This window comes from Shewanella sp. DAU305, from assembly GCF_026802235.1.
Lineage (GTDB): Bacteria > Pseudomonadota > Gammaproteobacteria > Enterobacterales > Shewanellaceae > Shewanella > Shewanella baltica.
Map to the genome: position 1 here is coordinate 2,383,034 of NZ_CP113808.1, position 22,333 is coordinate 2,405,366.

Consider the following 22,333-nt stretch of genomic DNA (forward strand, 5'->3'; position numbering starts at 1 on the left):
TTCATACATTGAGACTCTCGGGGCAAGGTGTTATCCGCATCTAGCCATAAGCATCACTAACGCTCAATTTAGCGTTAAAAGCACAACTTCGCGGTGCAATTTCTGATAATGAATGGAATAATAGCGCGATAACGCCTTAGGCGATTTTGGAGTATTACAGTGAGTCGAGCAGTATTTTTAGACCGTGATGGCGTGATTAACAAAGATCATGGTTATGTCCACTTAGTGGATGACTTCGAATATATCGAAGGTGTGTTTGAATCTTGCCTCTCTTTGAAGGAAATGGGCTACAAGTTAGTTGTCGTCACAAATCAATCTGGTATTGCCCGTGGTATGTATACAGAAGATCAATTCCACAGCTTAACGGAGTGGATGGATTGGAACTTTGCCGACAAAGGCGTTGAACTCGATGGTATCTACTATTGCCCGCACCATGCTGAAAATGGCATAGGGGAATATAAGGTCGACTGTGATTGCCGTAAACCTAAGCCGGGTATGCTCAATGATGCGGCGCAATTCTTGAAAATCGACTTAGTGCACTCAGTCATGGTTGGCGACAAAGCCGAAGATATGCAGGCAGCGAAAGCGGCGGGCGTGACCACTCGCATATTAGTGCGCAGTGGTAAGGTTATTGCTGATGACAGCGATGCCACTGTGGTACTGGGCAGTATTGCCGATGTGCCAGCTTACTTAAAAAGCCTAGTCTAGTTGCTACGCTACTACTTATAAGCAGATAAACATTTGCTGATAAGTTCATCTCAAGCAGCAACTATCACAGTAACCAGTAGCGCGAGTTGTCGCTCTTGTTGGATGAGAGTTTGCGTTAAAGCGATCCAACATGGCATAAAGAGCTAACCAATAGGTTGGCTCTTGTCATTTCTAGCGCTGGGTTAACCTCATCTTTTGCCTTAATCCAGCAAAAATTCGAGAATATTGGCGTTAAAACACACTTTTAGTTTAAAAAGTGTGCGCTTGAATCGTTTTTCGTAATTATTCGCGCCAAAGGGGTTGCGGTAAAATCTGACATCCCTATAATGCGCATCCACTGACCCAGCGGGGTCAACGGTTAAACGCTGAATAAGCTGCTAACCATGCTCTTTAACAATTTATCAAGCAAATCTGTGTGGACACTCACAGGTGTTGAGTTAATCGAAACTGCTTAACCTTCGGGTTGGCAGTCAAAAATTTAAATCAACCAATTCTTTCACGAGAGTGATGAGTGTTCATAGCAATATGTACAAAGACTTACTTAGTAAGTCGAACAGAATTCGTTGAGCCGTTTGACGTAAGTCAAACAACAAAACTTTAATTGAAGAGTTTGATCATGGCTCAGATTGAACGCTGGCGGCAGGCCTAACACATGCAAGTCGAGCGGCAGCGGGAAGATAGCTTGCTATCTTTGCCGGCGAGCGGCGGACGGGTGAGTAATGCCTAGGGATCTGCCCAGTCGAGGGGGATAACAGTTGGAAACGACTGCTAATACCGCATACGCCCTACGGGGGAAAGGAGGGGACCTTCGGGCCTTCCGCGATTGGATGAACCTAGGTGGGATTAGCTAGTTGGTGAGGTAATGGCTCACCAAGGCGACGATCCCTAGCTGTTCTGAGAGGATGATCAGCCACACTGGGACTGAGACACGGCCCAGACTCCTACGGGAGGCAGCAGTGGGGAATATTGCACAATGGGGGAAACCCTGATGCAGCCATGCCGCGTGTGTGAAGAAGGCCTTCGGGTTGTAAAGCACTTTCAGTAGGGAGGAAAGGTAGCAGCTTAATACGCTGTTGCTGTGACGTTACCTACAGAAGAAGGACCGGCTAACTCCGTGCCAGCAGCCGCGGTAATACGGAGGGTCCGAGCGTTAATCGGAATTACTGGGCGTAAAGCGTGCGCAGGCGGTTTGTTAAGCGAGATGTGAAAGCCCCGGGCTCAACCTGGGAATTGCATTTCGAACTGGCGAACTAGAGTCTTGTAGAGGGGGGTAGAATTCCAGGTGTAGCGGTGAAATGCGTAGAGATCTGGAGGAATACCGGTGGCGAAGGCGGCCCCCTGGACAAAGACTGACGCTCAGGCACGAAAGCGTGGGGAGCAAACAGGATTAGATACCCTGGTAGTCCACGCCGTAAACGATGTCTACTCGGAGTTTGGTGTCTTGAACACTGGGCTCTCAAGCTAACGCATTAAGTAGACCGCCTGGGGAGTACGGCCGCAAGGTTAAAACTCAAATGAATTGACGGGGGCCCGCACAAGCGGTGGAGCATGTGGTTTAATTCGATGCAACGCGAAGAACCTTACCTACTCTTGACATCCACGGAATTCGCTAGAGATAGCTTAGTGCCTTCGGGAACCGTGAGACAGGTGCTGCATGGCTGTCGTCAGCTCGTGTTGTGAAATGTTGGGTTAAGTCCCGCAACGAGCGCAACCCCTATCCTTATTTGCCAGCACGTAATGGTGGGAACTCTAGGGAGACTGCCGGTGATAAACCGGAGGAAGGTGGGGACGACGTCAAGTCATCATGGCCCTTACGAGTAGGGCTACACACGTGCTACAATGGCGAGTACAGAGGGTTGCAAAGCCGCGAGGTGGAGCTAATCTCACAAAGCTCGTCGTAGTCCGGATTGGAGTCTGCAACTCGACTCCATGAAGTCGGAATCGCTAGTAATCGTGGATCAGAATGCCACGGTGAATACGTTCCCGGGCCTTGTACACACCGCCCGTCACACCATGGGAGTGGGCTGCAAAAGAAGTGGGTAGCTTAACCTTCGGGGGGCGCTCACCACTTTGTGGTTCATGACTGGGGTGAAGTCGTAACAAGGTAGCCCTAGGGGAACCTGGGGCTGGATCACCTCCTTACCTATACGACTAACTTAATGTTTGGTCGAAAAATGCTCCTGCATTTTCGACATTCGGTACATCCGTGTACCTTTTGAGTGTTCACACAGATTTGCTTGATAGAAGAAAGAGTAAAAGATGGACCTAGTTAAATAGGTTTATCAAAGATGGGTCTGTAGCTCAGCTGGTTAGAGCGCACCCCTGATAAGGGTGAGGTCGGTGGTTCAAGTCCACTCTGACCCACCAAATCTTCGTTATCCTTTGTTAAATTAACACTCGTTTAGTGAACTAAACGTCGCGTTAATTTGCCGCGGATAACTTGATTTGGCAAACCAATCCTTTTAGAGGTTTGGAACATCTTACTTACTCGCACTGCATGTAAATGGGGCTATAGCTCAGTTGGGAGAGCGCCTGCCTTGCACGCAGGAGGTCTGCGGTTCGATCCCGCATAGCTCCACCATTTACACCTTATTCTGACTTTATTGCAAAGTAATAAGGCATATGCACTATGGATAGAGATGCCAAAGATAAACTTAAAAATTATCTTTGGCTTTTTTAAGCCCGCTCTTTAACAATTTGGAAAGCTGATAGTATGTAACGTGATGATGTCTGTCGTCATGTTACTTACAAACCGATGTAAACGTGGAAACGTTTGCATCATGAGTTCTCAAACACTTTATTAAGTGTCTTGAATATTCAAAAGTAAATTATTCTTAGTTGAATAGTTTACGTCTAAGGCGCGTCCACTTCTTTGGTCAGAAGTGAGACAAGTAAAACCAAGCTGGTCGCAATGCGACTCAGATGAGTGAAACTCATTTGGGTTGTATGGTTAAGCGACTAAGCGTATACGGTGGATGCCTTGGCAGTCAGAGGCGATGAAGGACGTAGTAACTTGCGAAAAGCGTTGGCGAGCTAGTAACAAGCATTTGAGCTAACGATGTCCGAATGGGGGAACCCAGCAGCATAAGCTGTTATCGCAACATGAATACATAGTGTTGCGAGGCGAACCCGGGGAACTGAAACATCTAAGTACCCGGAGGAAAAGAAATCAACCGAGATTCCCCTAGTAGCGGCGAGCGAACGGGGATTAGCCCTTAAGTCAGTGGGGTGTTAGTGGAATGTGTTGGAAAGCACAGCGGCACAGGGTGATAGCCCCGTACATGAAAACTAACCATTGATGAAAACGAGTAAGGCGGGACACGTGACATCCTGTTTGAATATGGGGGGACCATCCTCCAAGGCTAAATACTCCTGACTGACCGATAGTGAACCAGTACCGTGAGGGAAAGGCGAAAAGAACCCCTGTGAGGGGAGTGAAATAGAACCTGAAACCGTATACGTACAAGCAGTGGGAGCGGTTCTTGAGACCGTGACTGCGTACCTTTTGTATAATGGGTCAGCGACTTACATTTTGTAGCGAGGTTAAGCGAATAGCGGAGCCGTAGGGAAACCGAGTGTTAACTGCGCGTTTAGTTGCAAGGTGTAGACCCGAAACCCGGTGATCTAGCCATGGGCAGGTTGAAGGTTGAGTAACATCAACTGGAGGACCGAACCGACTAATGTTGAAAAATTAGCGGATGACTTGTGGCTGGGGGTGAAAGGCCAATCAAACCGGGAGATATCTGGTTCTCCTCGAAAGCTATTTAGGTAGCGCCTCGAGCGAATACCATTGGGGGTAGAGCACTGTTAAGGCTAGGGGGTCATCCCGACTTACCAACCCTTTGCAAACTCCGAATACCAATGAGTACTACTCGGGAGACAGACGGCGGGTGCTAACGTCCGTCGTCAAAAGGGAAACAACCCAGACCGTCAGCTAAGGTCCCAAAGTACTAGCTAAGTGGGAAACGATGTGGGAAGGCTTAGACAGCTAGGATGTTGGCTTAGAAGCAGCCATCATTTAAAGAAAGCGTAATAGCTCACTAGTCGAGTCGGCCTGCGCGGAAGATGTAACGGGGCTAAGCTAGTCACCGAAGCTACGGGTGCATTTCATTAGAGATGCGCGGTAGAGGAGCGTTCTGTAAGCCGTTGAAGGTGAAGGGGTAACCCACGCTGGAGGTATCAGAAGTGCGAATGCTGACATGAGTAACGATAAAGGGGGTGAAAAACCCCCTCGCCGAAAGACCAAGGGTTCCTGTCCAACGTTAATCGGGGCAGGGTGAGTCGACCCCTAAGGTGAGGCCGAAAGGCGTAATCGATGGGAAACAGATTAATATTTCTGTACTTCCGCTAACTGCGATGGAGAGACGGAGAAGGCTAGGCTAGCGCGGCGTTGGTAGTCCGCGTTTAAGGTGGTAGGTTGATTTCTTAGGCAAATCCGGGGAATCGCACTTTAGTGTGCAGACTGAGAGCTGATGACGAGGTCCTAAGGGACTGAAGTAGTTGATGCCATGCTTCCAGGAAAATCTTCTAAGCTTCAGGTTAGTGGGAATCGTACCCCAAACCGACACAGGTGGTCGGGTAGAGAATACCAAGGCGCTTGAGAGAACTCGGCTGAAGGAACTAGGCAAAATGGTACCGTAACTTCGGGAGAAGGTACGCTCTTGTTGGTGATGAGACTTGCTCTCTAAGCTGACGGGAGTCGCAGATACCAGGTGGCTGCAACTGTTTATCAAAAACACAGCACTGTGCAAACTCGCAAGAGGAAGTATACGGTGTGACGCCTGCCCGGTGCCGGAAGGTTAATTGATTGGGTTATCGCAAGAGAAGCTCATGATCGAAGCCCCGGTAAACGGCGGCCGTAACTATAACGGTCCTAAGGTAGCGAAATTCCTTGTCGGGTAAGTTCCGACCTGCACGAATGGCGTAATGATGGCCACGCTGTCTCCAGCCGAGACTCAGTGAAGTTGAAATTGCGGTGAAGATGCCGTATACCCGCGGCTAGACGGAAAGACCCCGTGAACCTTTACTATAGCTTGGCACTGAACATTGAACCTACATGTGTAGGATAGGTGGGAGACTTTGAAGTTGTGACGCTAGTCATGATGGAGTCGTCCTTGAAATACCACCCTTGTAGTTTTGATGTTCTAACCTAGGTCCCTTATCGGGATTAGGGACAGTGCCTGGTGGGTAGTTTGACTGGGGCGGTCTCCTCCCAAAGAGTAACGGAGGAGCACGAAGGTTGGCTAAGTACGGTCGGACATCGTACGGTTAGTGCAATGGCATAAGCCAGCTTAACTGCGAGACATACACGTCGAGCAGGTACGAAAGTAGGTCATAGTGATCCGGTGGTTCTGAATGGAAGGGCCATCGCTCAACGGATAAAAGGTACTCCGGGGATAACAGGCTGATACCGCCCAAGAGTTCATATCGACGGCGGTGTTTGGCACCTCGATGTCGGCTCATCACATCCTGGGGCTGAAGTCGGTCCCAAGGGTATGGCTGTTCGCCATTTAAAGTGGTACGCGAGCTGGGTTCAGAACGTCGTGAGACAGTTCGGTCCCTATCTGCCGTGGGCGTTGGATGATTGAAGGGAGCTGCTCCTAGTACGAGAGGACCGGAGTGGACGAACCGCTGGTGTTCGGGTTGTCATGCCAATGGCATTGCCCGGTAGCTACGTTCGGAATCGATAACCGCTGAAAGCATCTAAGCGGGAAGCGAGCCCTAAGATGAGTCATCCCTAGGAATTTAATTCCTCTAAAGAGCCGTTCGAGACTAGGACGTTGATAGGCATGGTGTGTAAGCGTTGTGAGGCGTTGAGCTAACATGTACTAATGACTCGAGAGGCTTAACCATACAACCCAGATGGGTTTTACTGAAAATGTTCCAGACATTTTCTAGCACTTCCTCCTTCCATGGAGGTCGTACGAAAGCCTTAGACAGAATATCGACACTTGATGAAGTGTGAACTCAAACAAAGTAAATCAGCTTTCCGAATTATTATTAACGTGGTCCAGAGATGGACACGGTAATAAACAGAATTTGCTTGGTGACAATAGCCTTGTGGAACCACCTGATCCCATCCCGAACTCAGAAGTGAAACGCAAACGCGCCGATGGTAGTGTGGGGTCTCCCCATGTGAGAGTAGGTCATCGCCAAGCATCCAAATAAACACAAAAGCCCTAGCCTAAACCGCTAGGGCTTTTGTGTTTATACGCTTCGCAAAAACCTATCTCGATGTCAACCCGCCGCTGAGCGGGATCCCCAGCTGCGCAATACATTGCTCCGCGCGATACATCATCAAAATGCTGCGCATTTTAGGCAATGATGACTCGCCCCCATGTATCCCCTTCGGGGATAAAAGAAAGTAGGTCATCGCCAAGCGCCTAATTATCTGGTAGAGATGTAACGAAGCCAGCTGAATAAGCTGGCTTTTTTGCGTCTGGAATTTACATGTTTTAGCGTTTTAAAACCGTTTCATTGTTTGAAATGACATTAAGCTGTGAAGTGGGAATGGTTTACTGGGCGCTTTTTTAATGAGCTTAAGTTTTACTAAGTTCTAATTTTACGAATTGAATAGAGCCGCCAGTTCATATGTGGTACTAAGTTGGCGGTTTTAAATAGATAAACTGAAGCGGTATGGGTCACTCTTTGTTTATTTTAGCTTTGAAGCTGGCTTTGGTATTGTCGTTAGCTTGTTTGTACCAGTAATCAAGCATTTGACTGATTTCAGTTTGGCTAGGTGTCGTCGCAGGAGTAGTTTGTTGAGCCTTGTCATTGACCGCTGCGGCTGAGGACGACACCACTGCTGGCGCGATCAAGTTCGTAGATGTGACTACTGCTGTTTGGCGTATTTGTGGTTGGCTTGCCAATACTGGTGCAATGGCGTCGTTTGGTTGTGTTGTCGCGGTATTCATAGTGAGATTTAATGAAGCCGGATGATTGCTAAGGTTGTACTGCAGTATCTCGTGTTCGAAATCCCGTCCCAGTTGGATCCCATTCTTAATCAATTTATCGCTGGTAAAACTCACTGCTTCATCTTGAGTATTTGATAGTGTCAGCTTGGGTGACTCATCAAATTTCTTGGCATCTCTGGCTGAGTTGATGGCTGGAAGTGTCAGGGTAAGTGTTTGTGCTGACGCATCAAAACGGACGATGAGCACGTCGGATAGATAATGCACTGAGTCAGCTTGTTGCCTGTATTGCGCGGCATAGCGAAAGGCGATCTGATTGGTACCATCGGCTAAAACGAGGTTGCCACTTTTTACGGCTGGCTTGCCATTGACCGTTAATACTTCAGCATTTTTAGGCAGATTGAGATTAACATCGGCCGTTGCAGGCTGCACAGCGCCCAGTATTAACGCGGTGGCACATAAGATTGATTGATATTTCATAAGCTTTCTCTGTTGTTGCGAGGACGCCGCTAAATAATAAGGTAGATTTCTGACGACACAAAGCAGGTTTAACCTTTAGTGTGGAGCAAGATGAACTAAATGGCGACACACTGTTTATAGCGCGCAGATTAGCGTTAATTTAATCGGTAGGGAATAAAAAAGGCTCACGAGGAGCCTTTTGAGGTGATATTTCGGGATTGAACGCTTATTTGGTTAGGTTGATGCTATAAACGGCGAAACCTAGTTCATCCTTGCTGATCTTTTTCATTTCACGTTGTTTATTGGCTTCGATAAAGGCCGCGGCTTTGTCACTGTCTTGGGTTTGGAAGCGAACGTCTAATGTGACGTTGGTCGTGATTGTTTTGAAATCCCAGTTGTAATCGGCACTTGGATTGACCATACCTTCGTACTTACCCGTGGTTTCGTTGTACTGAGATTGCGCTGTGATATAAGCCGCTAACGCCTCACGGTTGGTATCGGGCAGTTCGAGGACGACATGGTCGCTACCCGTACCGGCAAATTTACCACCAAAGGCGCGGTAGTTATTTGAGGCGACGATAAACTCTTTCGCGGCAAATTCTTCACCTGTTATGACTTTACCGTTTTCGTCTTTATAGCTTAAATCAACGATACGGTTTGCGTTGGCATTAACGACGGCGCAATCGCGGTCAAACTTGTTCGGTTGAGTGACATCAATTTTGTAAGTTAAGCCATCGAGTACGTCGAAGTTATAGGTTGGATGGCCATCCCAGTTGATTAACTCTTGTGGGGTGGTTTTTGCTGGGTCGATTTGATTGAACTGGTTGGCTGAGCACTCAAGCCAATCTTTCAATTCGGCGCCCGTTGCTTTGACTGCCACCATAGTATTGGGATACAGGTACAGATCGGCGGCGTTTTTAAAGGTCAGTGGACCTTTATCGACTTGCACAAATTGATCGGCATCGCTGGTTGTACCGTGGCGACCACCCGCTTTAAAAGGCGCAGAAGCTGACAGCACTGGCAGCCCTTTTAATGCTGCAGGTAATTTCGCTTTCACGTTAGCGATTTGCGCATCGGAAACGATTTGTACCGTAGGGTCGTCCTGCACTAAGGTGAGGAAGCTATACATGTCCGCCGCGGCGACACCGATAGGTTCATCCACAAAGGCGAGGGTACCTTGGTGCTCGGCTGCGACGGCATCGTGAATAGCAGCATCCGCTTCAACCAATGGGGCTTTATTTGCGCCATCATAGATAGGGCGAGCTTGCGTTTTCGCACTAAGGACATGCCACTTGTCATCTCTACGTTCGAGTTTAAAGTCAACCACCCCTAAGTTATCGCCCCAACGACCTGGCATCACTGCGGGGACGCCGTTCAGTAGGCCTTTAGTGACATCAGTATTGGGCAAGTCAGCATACTTAGCATCAGGGAAGATAGAGTGGCTGTGGCCGAATAGAATCGCATCGATACCGTCAACATAAGTCAAAGCGTAAGTGGCGTTTTCAGCCATAGGATCGCCAGGATTTTCCGTCGAACCAATGCCAGAGTGTGGAATGGCGATAATGATATCGGCCCCTTTGGCTTTCATTTCTGGGACATATTTTTTCGCGGTGGTAACGATATCTTCAACCGTCACTTTACCCGTCAGATTTTGTTTATCCCACAATAGAATTTGCGGTGGCACAAAACCAATATAACCAATGTTAATGGTTTGATTATTGCCTTCGCTGTCGATAATAATTTTTTGTTTGATGATATAAGGGGTGAATAAATGCTCACCTTTTTTAACTTCTTTCCAGCAACCATTATCGTCGGCGCAATAAACGTTCGAGTTGATATAAGGGAAATCTGCACCACTAATGGATTTATTTAAGAAATCTAAACCATAGTTAAATTCATGATTACCGATATTGCCGACTTCATAATCTAATAGGTTCATGGCTTTATAAGCAGGGTGAACATCGCCCATTTGCAGGCCAACTTTGGCCATATAATCGCCCATAGGGCTGCCTTGCAGTAGATCGCCGTTATCAACGAGGACGCTATTCTTGGCTTCGTTGCGTGCAGCGTGGATCAAGCTTGCAGTGCGGGCAAGACCGATAGTCGGATCGTCTTTACCACTGTAGTAGTTGAAATCCATGATATTTGTGTGCAGATCTGTGGTTTCGAGTACCCGTAAATCGGCTTGAACGACTTTGTCGTCATCAGAATTACAGGCGCTGACACCAAGGGCGGCAGTGATCATCACTGCGAGTATTTTCTTATTTAACATAGTTATCTCTATTTATATTTATTTGACCCCAACGCATGTTCCGTCAAGAGCATGCCCATCATCCCGTTAATTCAGCGTCATTTAACTGTTAGGTTAATTTTTCGCTAAGTTAACGAGCGGGAATTATAAAGACATTTGATGATCTGAATGTGACATTAATCGGAGAAAAGCTGTTTCAAATTGTGACCCAGAGTGCGCCTGCCTAAATAATGAGCCATTTTGCCTGTGTATTTGTTACATTGAGGTTTAAATAAGCACAGCAAAAAGTTTATTAAGAAGAATTAATATTTGTTATAGAAACGGTGTTTTATTTGCTTATGCTGCTTTCTATGTTGAGAATATTTGGCTTAAAAAATCCAATTGGATTGTTTTAAATAATTCTTTTTACATTGAATTTTAGCAAATCCTCATCATTTCTGCTTGCAAGCGCTTAACACTGATTGCTGCGCCTTAGGTGTAGCTAAGCGTTGGCATAAGCACATATAGACTCTAAATACACATAAAGTGATACAAATTAGCGCCGCAGTGGTGGGGTAAAACTTGGCTGAAATGCGCGTAACTTGTTAAGGTAGTTCATCGAAATTAACGACCGTAGCAACAAGCGTTCGTTGACTCAGACTGTTTTAAACTGAAAGCCAAAATCCGTTAGCGCGCACCTTTCACCTTAAAAATACAAACGAAAGGGCAGCAACATCCAAGGGAGTTAATATGCGTAAGTCCGTTATAACCACAGCCGTGGCCGCGGCTTTGTTACTTGGCGCTTGTTCAGACAAGCCAGCCGCCAGTGCCAATGAAGCCAAAAATGCCGTAGCGACTCAAACCGCTGCTAAAGCAGAGGCGACCAATGTGTTGCTGAGCAAGAGTCCACTGCAGGATCAAGCGCCACAATTTAACCTTATCCATACTGCAGATTATGCTCCTGCCTTCGAGCAAGGCATTAAAGCCCATGATGCTGAAATCGCTGCCATTGTGAATAACAAGCAAGCGGCCAGTTTTGACAACACCATTCTGGCGATGGAAACCTCGGGTGAATTATTAACGCGGGTGTCGCGGACCTTTTTTAATCTCGCCGGTCTGATTTCTGATGATGATTTCCAGAAAGCCGAAGCAGATCTTGCACCTAAGCTATCTGCCCATCGCGATAATATTTATCTCGATCCGACGTTATTTGCCCGTGTTGAAGCCGTATATCAACAAAAGAGCAGCTTAAATGCGGAAGATCAGCGTTTAGTTGAATACTACTATGAGCAGTTTGTTCGCGCTGGCGCGAAATTGTCAGCTGAAGATAAAGCTAAGATGCGCGACTTTAACGCCGAGCTTGCAACCTTAGCGACGGACTTTTCACAAAACAGCTTAAAATCATTTAAAGATGATGTGATTGTTGTGACTGATAAAGCCCAGTTAGCCGGTTTATCTGACAGCGAAATCGCCACCTTAGCCGCAGCCGCCAAAGCTGCTGGAAAAGAGGGCTATTTGATTACCTTAGTGAACACGACTCGCCAGCCTGTGCTTTCTAGCCTGAGCAACCGTGAACTGCGCCAAAAAGTGTGGGAAACCTCGGCGCACAGAGCCGTCGCAACTAATGGCCCATTGATTGTTAAAATGGCGCAAATTCGGGCTAAAAAAGCTAACTTATTGGGATTCGATACTTGGGCATCCTATGCGGTTGCCGATCAAATGGCGAAAACTCCTGCCGCGGTGTATGAAATCCTCGATGATTTAGCGCCAAAAGCCTTAGCACGTGCCAAAGTGGAAGCGGCTGATATTCAAGCTGAAATCAAAAAGGCGGGCGGTGATTTCGAACTGCAACCTTGGGATTGGGCTTACTACGCCGACAAAGTGCGTAAAGAGAAATACGATCTCGACGAAAGCAGCATCAAGCCTTATTTCGAGTTTAATACTGTGCTGCAAGACGGGCTGTTTTTCGCGATGCATAAACTGTATGGCATCAGCTTAAAAGCGCGTACCGATTTACCCGTGTGGAATCCCGATGTTTTAGCTTTTGAAGTCTTCGATAAAGACAACAGCTCTATTGGCTTATTCTACCTTGACCCTTATGCCCGTGAAGGCAAAGGCGGCGGCGCGTGGATGGATGAGTTCGTCACCCAAAGCGGTCTGCTTGGCACTAAGCCCGTTGTTTATAACGCGCTGAATATTCCTAAGCCAGCCGATGGCCCAACGTTAATGACCTTCGATGAAGTGACCACTATGTTCCATGAAATGGGTCATGCGGTTCACGGTTTATTCTCGCAGGTGAAATACCCAAGCGTGGCTGGCACATCAACCGCACGTGACTTTGTTGAGTTCCCATCCCAGGTTAACGAAGATTGGAATATCGATCCTGCTGTGATTGCTAACTATGCCAAACACTACAAGACGGGTGAGCCAATTCCTAAGGCACTGCTTGATAAAATCTTAGCCTCAAATAAGTTTGGCCAAGGTTTTGATACCGTTGAGTATCTGTCTGCTGCCTTGTTAGATATGGAATGGCACTCTATCAGCGCCGATACTCAAATTAGCGATGTGGAGAAGTTTGAACACCAAGTGTTAGCTAAACACGGCCTCGATTTTGCGCCAATACCACCGCGTTATAAGTCGAGCTACTTTAGCCATGCCTTCTCCGGTGGTTATTCAGCTGGATATTACGCGTATTTGTGGACCGAAGTGTTTGCCGCCGATGCCTTTGCTTATATGGGCGAGCACGGTGGATTGAAAGCCGATAATGGTGACAAATTCCGTAAGGAAGTCTTATCTAAAGGTAACAGTGAAGATCTCATGCAAGATTACATTCACTTTACCGGTAAAAAGCCGACAACCGATGCACTGTTAAAGCGCCGCGGTTTAGTCGACTAATCGATTCGTTGTAAAAAGGCCCAAAGGCTTGTTAGGGAAACCTAGCAAGCCTTTTTATTGATATCGGGGCGGATTTATTCATCATTTTTTCAAGACAGGAAGTTAGAGGACGGTGTTCTGGTCTAATCCCATCGGACACTTAATTTTGAGACAGTATGGTCAATAAATTAAGAGGTCGATATGAGTCTGAAGAAATCACATAAGAGTTATCCCCAGGCATTTAAAGATGAAGCTGTCTTGATGGTGCTAGAACAAGGTTATAGCGTTGCCGATGCGGCAAAGTCTCTTGGAGTTAGCACGAGCCTGCTTTACAACTGGAAGGAAAAACACCAAGCCCTGAAACAAGGTGTCACCTTAGAAGAGTCTGAGCGTGATGAGCTAAAACGATTACGTAAAGAAAACAAAGAATTACGAATGGAGAAAGAAATTCTAAAAAAGGCCAGCGCCTTCTTTGCGAAAGAAATGAAGTAAAATTTCGTTTCATCAAACGGCAATCCAACCTGTTTCCCGTAGCACTGTTATGTCGAGTAATGAGTGTAAGCAAATCAGGCTATTACGATTGGCATAAACGCCCTGCAAACGTGATAAGCCTTGAAACACTGAAGCTTTATCGCCTTGTTCGACAGCTATTTAAGCAAAGTCGAGGCAGCTTAGGGAATCGTGAAATGGTGAAAAAATTGCGCAAGGAAGGCTACCAGGTTGGTCGCTATCTCGTTCGTAAAATTATGCACCGCCTTCGACTCAAAGCAACCCAGCGACGTGCTTACAAGGTGACTACGCAGCGGAAACACTCAGATGCAGTGGCAGATAACCTGTTAAACATGAACTTTAATCCAGTATCGGCTAATCAGGTCTGGGCGGGTGACGTGACCTATTTAAAGACGGGTGAAGGCTGGATGTATTTAGCTGTGGTGATGGATTTATATTCACGCCGGATTGTGGGATGGCACATAGATAAACGCATGACCACAGATTTGATATCTAAGGCATTAATAAAAGCCTACAACCTGCGACAACCAGCGCGAGGGCTGGTATTCCACAGTGACCGAGGCTCGCAATATACCAGTAAGCAATTCGGTAGGCTGCTATTGAGCTATGGTATCCGAGCCAGCATGGGTGATGTGGGAGCGTGTTGGGATAATGCCGTTGTTGAGCGATTCTTTGGCAGCTTAAAACACGATTGGATTTTTAAAGTTAATCAACCAACAAGGGAGTTTATGAAGCAAGATGTGACTGCTTACATGAAATATTACAACTTGGAGCGGCTGCATTCTGCTAATGACGATCTGTCACCGGTAGAGTTTGAAAATTCTCAAGTAAAAGTGTCCAGTTTGGGTTGACCAGTACACGGGGAAATCTACCGATAACGCTCTGATCACAGTTCCAAAATAGTTTGTTGAAATGTTGGTGAAAGGCAGCATTGAACCACTTTATTATTTTAATCAAATGTTTATGTTTGATTCTCACGCATAAAGATAGCAATAGTGTCCTCCTTACGTTGACTCTCTAATAGCCACTCAACCCTCCATTCTGTTAGGCGCTCACCCGTTTTATGAATGAATTTTCCAGCTTCAGGTTCATCAATCCATTCAAGCTGTTTAACAAGTACTAAAGGCGCTTCAGACCCGTCAGTTTCATTCGAAAATTCAAGAGCTTCATTATAAGTATGAAATGCGTAATAGTAGATTTCACCATCAAATTCATCTGGAGCACCTTGCCAAGGGCGACACCAAACACGATATTCTAGGACTTGATCATAGAAATAACCGCCGCCTGATTTTGTTTCCGCCGGATACTCTCCAACCCTATTCTCATCGATTGAATCAGGATACATCTACAATTCCTCAATGGAATATAACGCCATATGCAACAACGGATAAGGTTTACCCTGTCCATCAACGGGTGAGCGACCCGTTACTGAAAAACCAATATGTTGGTAAAAACCTAATGCTTGTTGATTCTGCTCATTAACATCCACCTTTGTGGCTCCCAGTTCTTTAATGGCATGTGTCGCTAGCATGGAACCAATCCCTTTTCCGCGCGCGTCAGGTGAGATGAACAGCATTTCAATATTGCCATCATGTACCCCGCAGAATCCGAGTATTTCTCCATTGTCATTTTTAGCGCACTTTAAGTGAACGGCATCAAAATACTGTTCGAGGATCAGCGGCTTTAATTGTTGTAGATCTTCTTCTGCTAAAAAGTCATGGGTTGCTCTTACCGATGCTTCCCAAATATCGAGCAGACTAAGATGATCTGCTTTTTCTACCATCTCAATATTCATCATATAACTCTATTGAAGATTTAATGTCGCCTAAGCGGTGAATTAAAGTGGGTTAAAATGTGAAGCGGAAACGTACCATCATTTACGAATCCGCCTTTAAAAAGAATATGATTACGAATGGGATCCGCAGTAACCTTGTCGACAATTATGATAGAAAAGTTATGTTTTTCAAAATTTATCTGACATCGATACCTAATTGCTCATCGTCACCCATTATATTTTTTGGGTTATATTATGGCGTGTTGTTAATGTTTTCTAATGAAAAATATACTTAAACTAATATCAGATAATAGAGCTTGTATTTACTGTGCTTACTTAAATATTCGTTTTGCTAAGCTTTGTCTAAACACGATTGGATCCTTGCGTAGAGTTTCGTAAAAGGCAAGGAAGGTTAGATATTTAGCAGACGACATTAACCAGTTCGCTAATAACGGAAAAATAACAAAGCAAAGAAAAATCCAGGTTTGTTTGTGTTCAAGAACTAATAAAAATAGTAAGTAACAAATGAGTTGAAAATAGACGTTTATTTTATTGATTTTAACTGCTCGAGGTCTACCTCGTATAATTAATACGTTTGGTATAACAATACTCAGGGTCATGATCACTATACTTGATGCGAAAAGGGTACCAAACTCTTCGTGTGTTAATTTACCGAATAGCGTTTCAATCGTAAGGAAAAGTAAAGGGCCGATAGCACCCGCACCAAACATAAGGAACATGATGACTGCAATACCAACGACAAACACGCCGATAGATAAGTCATGTTTCTCAAAAAAATTATCTGACATAGACTCTGAATTCCTTATAGCTGACTATTGTTAGGTTGTTGATTTTTCCACCGGTGCGCCTTATTGCTAAGGCTAAAGCTGGTACTTACTGTATCTTTACATTCTCGTAATATTAATCGAATGGGATATTAGTGGCATAAAGGAATCATAGGGAATATTCATGGTCTATAAAAACCACTTCGGCACCAATTGTATTTGGGGAAGCATCCAGAGCTTTGAATATTCGAGTGGTATTGAGTTCGCTCTGTCATCGCAGTGTGAGAAGTTTTTCTTTATTTGCTTGAAATGGAGAGCTTAGTAGGGCATTAGACATAATCATTTCCATTGATAATTTTAAAAATATCCTTATATGCGGCAACACAGTACTAAAATATTGAGCCAATTAATAGGTTATTGTAGAAGTTGCTGAATAAAATTATAAGAAAACGGGAGCCGAAGCTCCCGTTGTTTATCTTGCCTTTGGCAAATGATGATTGGTGATGTTACTCGGCCAGTAATCCGCGGCTACGCAGTAGCGGCTCTATGCCGGCTTCTTTACCGCGGAAGTTTTTATACATCAGCATAGGATCATCGCTGCCGCCTTTCGACAGGATATTGTTACGGAAGGAATCCGCAGTGGCCTTGTCGAAAATGCCGTTTTCTTTAAAGGCTTCGAAAGCATCCGCGCCTAAAATATCCGACCACAGGTAGCTGTAGTAGCCTGCTGAATAACCGCCCGCGAAAATATGCGAGAAGTAAGTGCTGCGATAGCGTGGGCTAATTTCTTCAATCAGTCCCATTGCCGCTAACGAGTCTGCTTCAAACTTGGCCGCATCCTTTGGCGTAGTGTCGGTCAGTGTGTGCCAATCTAAATCGAGCTTAGTGGCCGCCATGTATTCAACGGTGGCAAAGCCTTGGTTGAACTTGCTGGCCGCTTGGATTTTCTTCACTAATTCTTGTGGGATCACTTCGCCGGTTTTGTAGTGTTTGGCAAATTGAGCTAACACTTCTGGCTGAGTCATCCAGTTTTCATTCACTTGCGATGGGAACTCAACGTAATCGCGAGGTACGGCGGTGCCGCCCTGTGAGCGATATTCCACGTTCGATAACATGCCGTGTAGGGCGTGGCCAAATTCGTGGAATAGAGTGCTGGCTTCATCGAAGGTCAGCAGCGCTGGCTCATTGCCCGCTGGGCGAGGGTAGTTCAATACGTTAACAATAATAGGTTTAGAATCAACGCCGTTCATATTGTATTGTTTGCGGAAGGAATTCATCCAAGCGCCGCCACGTTTGCTGTCGCGGGTGAAATAGTCACCCATAAAGATGGCCATCAGCTTGCCGTCTTTATCGTAAACTTCCCAAGTACGGACTTCTGCATTGTATTTGGGTAAGTCGGTACGTTCTTTAAAGGTCAAACCGTACAAACGGTTAGCCGTGTAGAACACACCTTTTAGTGTACTGTCGAGGGAGAAATACGGGCGGGTTTGTTGCTCGTTAAAGCTGTACTTAGCGACACGAATTTTGTCGGCGTAGTAATCCCAGTCCCACGCTTGCAGCTTAAATTTGCCACCTTGCGCGTCGATCATGGCTTGCATATCAGCCACTTCGGTTTTGGCTTGGGCCAATGCCGCTGGCCATACTTTGTTGAGCAAGCCGTAAACGTTTTCTGGCGTTTTAGCCGTGCGTTCTTCTAACACGAAATCGGCATGGGTTTTATAGCCCATCAACTGAGCACGTTCAGCACGCAGGGCGGCAATCTTCGCGAGGATAATCTTGTTATCGTTGGCGTTATTGTTGTTACCGCGCTCGATATAGCCTTTATAGAGTTTTTCACGTAACTGGCGGTTATCAGCATAGGTTAAAAATGGCGTGATAGAAGGGCGAGAAGTGGTGAATACCCACTTGCCTTCATGGCCACGTTTTTTCGCAGTTTCAAAAGCGGTCGCAATCACATCAGCGGGTAAACCTGCGAGATCGGCTTTGCTATCAACCACTAATTCGAAGGCATTGGTTTCGGCTAATAGATTGTCACCAAAGGCTAAATTGAGTTTACCGATTTCTTCGTTCAATGCGCGCAGTTTGGTTTTATCTTGTTCGCTTAAGTTAGCGCCGCCACGGGTGAAAGATTTATAGGTATCTTCCAACAATTTTGCTTGGGCCGTGCTGAGTTTTAGGCTGTCTTTCGCGTCGTGAACGGCTTTGACTTTTTGAAACAGTTTGTCATTGAGCAGGATATCGTCTTCGGCCGACGATAGCATGGGCGACACTTCTTTTGAGAGTGCTTGCAATGCTGGCGTAGTATCGGCGCCTGTCAGGTTAAAGAAGACGTTAGAAACGCGTGTCACTAGATCGCCAGAAAACTCCATGGCTTCAATGGTATTGGCGAAGGTGGGTTTGGCTTTATTATCAACAATCGCTTGAATTTGCTCGTGTTGCTGAGCTACGCCCGCTTTAAAGGCTGGGAGGAAGTGCTCTGGCTTGATCTTATCAAAGGCCGGAATCTCCATAAACGTATTATAGGGTTTGAAGAATGGATTGGTCGCATTCTGACTGATAATCTGCGCTGACACGGCATTGGGTGCTGCGTTTGCTTGAACACTGGCTTCGGGTTGTTGTGTGCTACAAGCGCCCAAAGTTAAGGCTAAAGCGATAGCACTTAGCGTGAGCTTAGCCGTGCGGGCTTGCGGTTTAAGGGTTAGTCCCTTCATTATTTGTTCCCCGTTAGGTCGATTATTGTTATGGGTGATTGTTTGATGATGGCCATGGATTTCAGCAAAAATTGAAGTCTACGCGCGGCTAAAACCATTAATTTATCTTAATGTGACTGTTTAACATGTATCGGACTAGGGGTTCCATCGATTTTGTGTTTAGTTTGTAACAAATGTTTTGTTTCAGGCTTTTAAGCAAAATAATATGGCAAACTGGCTGCGGATGTTATCGCGTCTCGGTGCGCTTTCTTGGCAACATCATTGGTCAAGGCTGTAGTCGAAGATAATAGCCGCAAACACGTCGCAGATGACTGGCATAAGCAACACGAAGCAGTAAATCAGCTTAATCCATTTTCAACCGTCTCTTGCAGTACGGTCCTAAAACACGAATAACAATAATAGGATCTTCTATGTCTCAATCTGGTATTCAACATGCTCGCGTACGTCGAGCGTTATCCTTGGTATTACTGACTGCGTCCAGCTGGGTTATGCCGCAGTGCATTGCGGCGCCAGCGCCAGCAACAACAGCGGCTAACACAATCGTTCCTCAGTTAAGCCCAAATGCGCTAAAGGTCGCCGATTATGCGGTCGCAAAATACGATGCGGCTATGGTGCAGAGTTTGACTCAGTTGGTGAGTTTTAATACCCAAGCGGTTGAAGGGCAAACGCCAGATACCAATCCCGCCTTTGTAGGCTTAAAGTCGAGTTTGAAACAACTCAGTCAGGAGCTCGGGTTAGATTATGCCGATCATGGCTATGTGGTGTTGATTGGCTTAGATGCCAATTCGGCTGTAAACAATGAATCTAAAAAGTTAGGCATAGTCACCCACGGCGATGTGCAACCAGCTAATCCTGCATTGTGGGCGCAGAGCCCTTATCTGCTTGATACTCAATCGGAACCGGGCAAACTGATTGGCCGCGGCACAGAGGACGACAAGGGTGCCATTGTCACCGCCATGTATGCGATGAAGGCGATTAAAGATAAACACATTAATCGAGATAGACGTATTGAACTCTTAGTTTATCTTGCTGAAGAGTCCGACTGGGAACCACTGAAAACCTTTTTAGCCAGCTACACGCCAGCGGATATGAACATTACTATCGATGCCGAATACCCAGTGGTCACCGCCGAGAAAGGTTGGAGTAAGATTACCTTTACTGTGCCCAATATTACGATCTCCAATATAGAAGCTAAAGCAGAGGCTTCAACTCAAGCGCCCACGTTAACGGCTTTCTCTGGTGGCTATTTTGCCAGCCAAGTACCGCAGCAGGCTGAAGCAGAAATTAAGGCGGTTTCACCTACATTACTAACAAAGTTACAGACCAGAGCCGCCGCGCAGCAGGGGATGAAATACCGTTTTGAAAACCATTGCGTCGATAAGCTGTGCAACTTGCATATCTTTGCCGACGGTAAAGCCGCCCATTCATCCACTCCTGAAGATGGAGTGAATGCCGTGACGCATTTGGCGGCATTATTAAGTCCCGAGTTGAATGATAAACCTTGGCCGCAAACCAGCGCCTCCTTAACCGTTGCCGCCATGAACGAGCTGGTGGGTTTAGGCATTTACGCCGAGCAGTTTGGTGACTTAGCTTATAAAGATGATTTTATGGGACCGCTGACCTTAGCCCCAACTGTGGTGGTGCAAACTCAGAAGGGCACTGAGGTGACCATTAACTTACGTCGCCCTGTCGGCAAAACACCAGAGTTACTCGCTAAGCAAGCCCGTGAAGCCCTAGCCCTGTGGCAGGATAAACACCAAGTGCAGCTTGCTGATATCGAAAGTTATTGGGGTGAGCCTATGGTGATGAAGGATGCGCCGCAGCAACAAACTCTGCTCGACGTGTTTGCCCACTTCACTGGCATAGTCGACCCTAAACCCGTTGCAATCGGCGGCTCAACCAACAGTAAATTATTCCCCAATGCCTTAAGCTTTGGCCCAGCCATGCCGGGCGTGGAATACACTGGCCATACCGAAAAAGAGTTCATCACCCATAAGCAATTTATGCTGAATCTAAAAATGTACACCGCAGCATTTATCGAACTATCGGCGGTTAAATAGCGCTCTTTGTGAAAGTGATTTTGGGATGGCACAAAAGTGTTGAGTAGCAATAAAGTCTGATATCAAGTATTAAGCTAAGCATTAAGGGTTAATAGAACAATGGCGGTTAAATCTTAGATTTCCACCATTCCAACTTGAAATGCTCAAAAGCTTGTGAGTTATATCGTCAGTTGTGCTGCATGAATTGTCATTGTTTCCCCAGTGACTCGCCCCCTTTCATTTAATAAGAAGTATCCCTGAGGGCTCTACTTAACATGCCGCCAACGGTCACTGTTGCAACAATGCCAATCTTAATTAACACTTCTGCTGTTCGTTTAGCTAAAAAGATATTGCCCCATTCCGTGTTTCGGCGTAGTTCGCTGACAGCTCTCGAGTCATGATTGATGACCAAGTGGCTACTTTGACTGTGGCGATTCTGGCGCCAGCAGAGTATGAGAGGCTGTATTTTGAGGGTTTAGAAAGGTGTACTTAAACGCTAACAACATAGAGTCTGGAAAATATAGGCTACTCGAAAGCAGCCTATATCGGCAGTGTTACATATCATTTTTTCGAAGACTTGCTAGGTTTTAAATCGGGGTTGTTGCCGGGGGTGTTTTTATTGTCACGTCTGCGTTGATCAACTTTACCAGTAGAATCAGCAATCGGTTTTGGACCTGGTTTAAGAGCCATAATAGTTAACCTTATTTTTAATGAGGGAATATCCTCACTTTAGTAGATGAGGGTGTGAAATCAGGTTTCAAGGGATGCCAAAAAAATATTTTAACTTCTCACTGGTGACTCACTCTAACCAAGAGTGTTTCATTGCCTGACCTTTAAAGGACAACCTTTTACCGGAAGTCACCCCGGTGAAGCTCTTGTGATAAGGCTTTTGACACAGCGGTTATTCTCTCTGGATGTTAAATTGCATCCAAAACAGATCCACAAACTTAATGAAATCCTGCGGACTACTGGTAGGGAGGATGTTGAGTGTTAGATGTGTCTTTATTAAGCGTGCTCAGACGTTGATGTAAGCTAAGCATCCCGTCTTAGGTGGCGAGCTGAATAGCCCAGAACACGAGTGGGAGTTTCAAGGCAATAAAGTCTGTGATGCTCATGATCCCGAAGGCAATATCTTTCAGGTCCGGGGCAGTATGCTGTAACAACTGGTTCAAACCATTCGCTTCGCTCATTGGGACGGGCTTAAAGCCCGCCCCTTAACCAAACGTAGAACTAAGCCGCTGCGCGGAGCCCAAAAGAGGCTCAGTTGAGTATATTATCCTCATTAAATCAGCTAAACTTAAAAAAATATGAAGGATTACAACGATGACAAAG

General features: G+C 46.0%; 11 protein-coding genes, 2 tRNA genes and 3 rRNA genes. 9 read left to right on the plus strand and 7 right to left on the minus strand.

The window, feature by feature from the left end; translation table 11 throughout:
* Nucleotides 1–159: 159 nt before the first annotated feature.
* The 6 genes from gmhB (at nt 160) to rrf (ending at nt 6,866) form a co-directional block, all read left to right on the plus strand.
* Complete coding sequence (gene gmhB / locus OX890_RS10140; RefSeq protein ID WP_259566818.1) at nt 160–708, plus strand: D-glycero-beta-D-manno-heptose 1,7-bisphosphate 7-phosphatase; 549 nt, start codon at nt 160–162, stop codon at nt 706–708.
* Between the two features lie 598 nt (nt 709–1,306).
* Nucleotides 1,307–2,850, plus strand: a 16S ribosomal RNA gene (locus tag OX890_RS10145).
* 148 nt (nt 2,851–2,998) lie between these two features.
* A tRNA-Ile gene (locus OX890_RS10150) sits at nt 2,999–3,075 on the plus strand.
* Nucleotides 3,076–3,213: 138 nt separating this feature from the next.
* A tRNA-Ala gene (locus OX890_RS10155) sits at nt 3,214–3,289 on the plus strand.
* A gap of 367 nt (nt 3,290–3,656) precedes the next feature.
* Nucleotides 3,657–6,561: ribosomal RNA gene (locus tag OX890_RS10160) — 23S ribosomal RNA — on the plus strand.
* Nucleotides 6,562–6,750: 189 nt separating this feature from the next.
* A 5S ribosomal RNA gene (rrf, locus tag OX890_RS10165) occupies nt 6,751–6,866 on the plus strand.
* Together the 16S, 23S and 5S rRNA genes with 2 tRNA genes alongside form the textbook arrangement of a ribosomal RNA operon.
* A 483-nt stretch (nt 6,867–7,349) precedes the next feature.
* On the opposite strand, the gene OX890_RS10170 is transcribed toward rrf, so the two are convergent.
* Both OX890_RS10170 and OX890_RS10175 read right to left on the minus strand, forming a co-directional pair.
* A complete protein-coding gene (locus tag OX890_RS10170; RefSeq protein WP_268650559.1) occupies nt 7,350–8,099 on the minus strand; it encodes a DUF2057 domain-containing protein in 750 nt (249 codons plus the stop codon).
* A 205-nt stretch (nt 8,100–8,304) separates the two neighbouring features.
* Complete coding sequence (locus tag OX890_RS10175) at nt 8,305–10,350, minus strand: bifunctional 2',3'-cyclic-nucleotide 2'-phosphodiesterase/3'-nucleotidase (protein WP_268650560.1); 2,046 nt, start codon at nt 10,348–10,350, stop codon at nt 8,305–8,307.
* A gap of 708 nt (nt 10,351–11,058) precedes the next feature.
* Here OX890_RS10175 and OX890_RS10180 point away from each other — a divergent pair.
* Complete coding sequence (locus OX890_RS10180; RefSeq protein ID WP_268650561.1) at nt 11,059–13,203, plus strand: M3 family metallopeptidase; 2,145 nt, start codon at nt 11,059–11,061, stop codon at nt 13,201–13,203.
* A gap of 180 nt (nt 13,204–13,383) precedes the next feature.
* Nucleotides 13,384–14,543, plus strand: a protein-coding gene (locus tag OX890_RS10185) for an IS3 family transposase (protein ID WP_268649517.1) whose coding sequence is annotated in 2 segments (ribosomal slippage) — nt 13,384–13,633 and nt 13,633–14,543 — 1,161 coding nt in all. Because the reading frame shifts where the segments join, the coding sequence is not laid out codon by codon here.
* Nucleotides 14,544–14,653: 110 nt separating this feature from the next.
* On the opposite strand, the gene OX890_RS10190 is transcribed toward OX890_RS10185, so the two are convergent.
* The 4 genes from OX890_RS10190 to OX890_RS10205 all read right to left on the minus strand — a co-directional run bounded on the left by OX890_RS10190 (nt 14,654) and on the right by OX890_RS10205 (nt 18,962).
* Nucleotides 14,654–15,037, minus strand: a complete 384-nt coding sequence (locus tag OX890_RS10190) for a GCN5 family acetyltransferase (protein WP_268650562.1) — start codon at nt 15,035–15,037, stop codon at nt 14,654–14,656.
* On the minus strand, nt 15,038–15,487 hold the full coding sequence (locus OX890_RS10195) for an acetyltransferase (RefSeq protein ID WP_107948056.1): 450 nt from the start codon (nt 15,485–15,487) through the stop codon (nt 15,038–15,040).
* 311 nt (nt 15,488–15,798) lie between these two features.
* Entirely contained in the window at nt 15,799–16,275 is a 477-nt protein-coding gene (locus OX890_RS10200; RefSeq protein WP_041411193.1) for a hypothetical protein, read from the minus strand.
* 482 nt (nt 16,276–16,757) lie between these two features.
* Nucleotides 16,758–18,962, minus strand: coding sequence for a M3 family metallopeptidase (locus OX890_RS10205; RefSeq protein ID WP_268650563.1), 2,205 nt, complete (start codon nt 18,960–18,962; stop codon nt 16,758–16,760).
* Nucleotides 18,963–19,372: 410 nt separating this feature from the next.
* On the opposite strand from OX890_RS10205, the gene OX890_RS10210 reads away from it, so the two are divergent.
* A complete protein-coding gene (locus OX890_RS10210) occupies nt 19,373–21,022 on the plus strand; it encodes a dipeptidase (RefSeq protein WP_268650564.1) in 1,650 nt (549 codons plus the stop codon).
* A gap of 1,025 nt (nt 21,023–22,047) precedes the next feature.
* Here the strand turns inward: OX890_RS10210 and OX890_RS10215 are convergent.
* Nucleotides 22,048–22,191, minus strand: a complete 144-nt coding sequence (locus OX890_RS10215) for a hypothetical protein (RefSeq protein WP_172599573.1) — start codon at nt 22,189–22,191, stop codon at nt 22,048–22,050.
* Nucleotides 22,192–22,333: the final 142 nt, after the last annotated feature.

Excerpts from the sequence above, each read along its gene's own strand:
- OX890_RS10195 (WP_107948056.1), bottom strand. The coding sequence starts at position 15,487 with ATGAATATTGAGATGGTAGAAAAAGCAGATCATCTTAGTCTGCTCGAT.
- OX890_RS10170 (WP_268650559.1), bottom strand. The coding sequence starts at position 8,099 with ATGAAATATCAATCAATCTTATGTGCCACCGCGTTAATACTGGGCGCT.
- OX890_RS10180 (WP_268650561.1), top strand. The coding sequence starts at position 11,059 with ATGCGTAAGTCCGTTATAACCACAGCCGTGGCCGCGGCTTTGTTACTT.
- OX890_RS10210 (WP_268650564.1), top strand. The coding sequence starts at position 19,373 with ATGTCTCAATCTGGTATTCAACATGCTCGCGTACGTCGAGCGTTATCC.
- OX890_RS10190 (WP_268650562.1), bottom strand. The coding sequence starts at position 15,037 with ATGTATCCTGATTCAATCGATGAGAATAGGGTTGGAGAGTATCCGGCG.
- OX890_RS10200 (WP_041411193.1), bottom strand. The coding sequence starts at position 16,275 with ATGTCAGATAATTTTTTTGAGAAACATGACTTATCTATCGGCGTGTTT.
- OX890_RS10205 (WP_268650563.1), bottom strand. The coding sequence starts at position 18,962 with ATGAAGGGACTAACCCTTAAACCGCAAGCCCGCACGGCTAAGCTCACG.
- OX890_RS10175 (WP_268650560.1), bottom strand. The coding sequence starts at position 10,350 with ATGTTAAATAAGAAAATACTCGCAGTGATGATCACTGCCGCCCTTGGT.
- OX890_RS10215 (WP_172599573.1), bottom strand. The coding sequence starts at position 22,191 with ATGAGCGAAGCGAATGGTTTGAACCAGTTGTTACAGCATACTGCCCCG.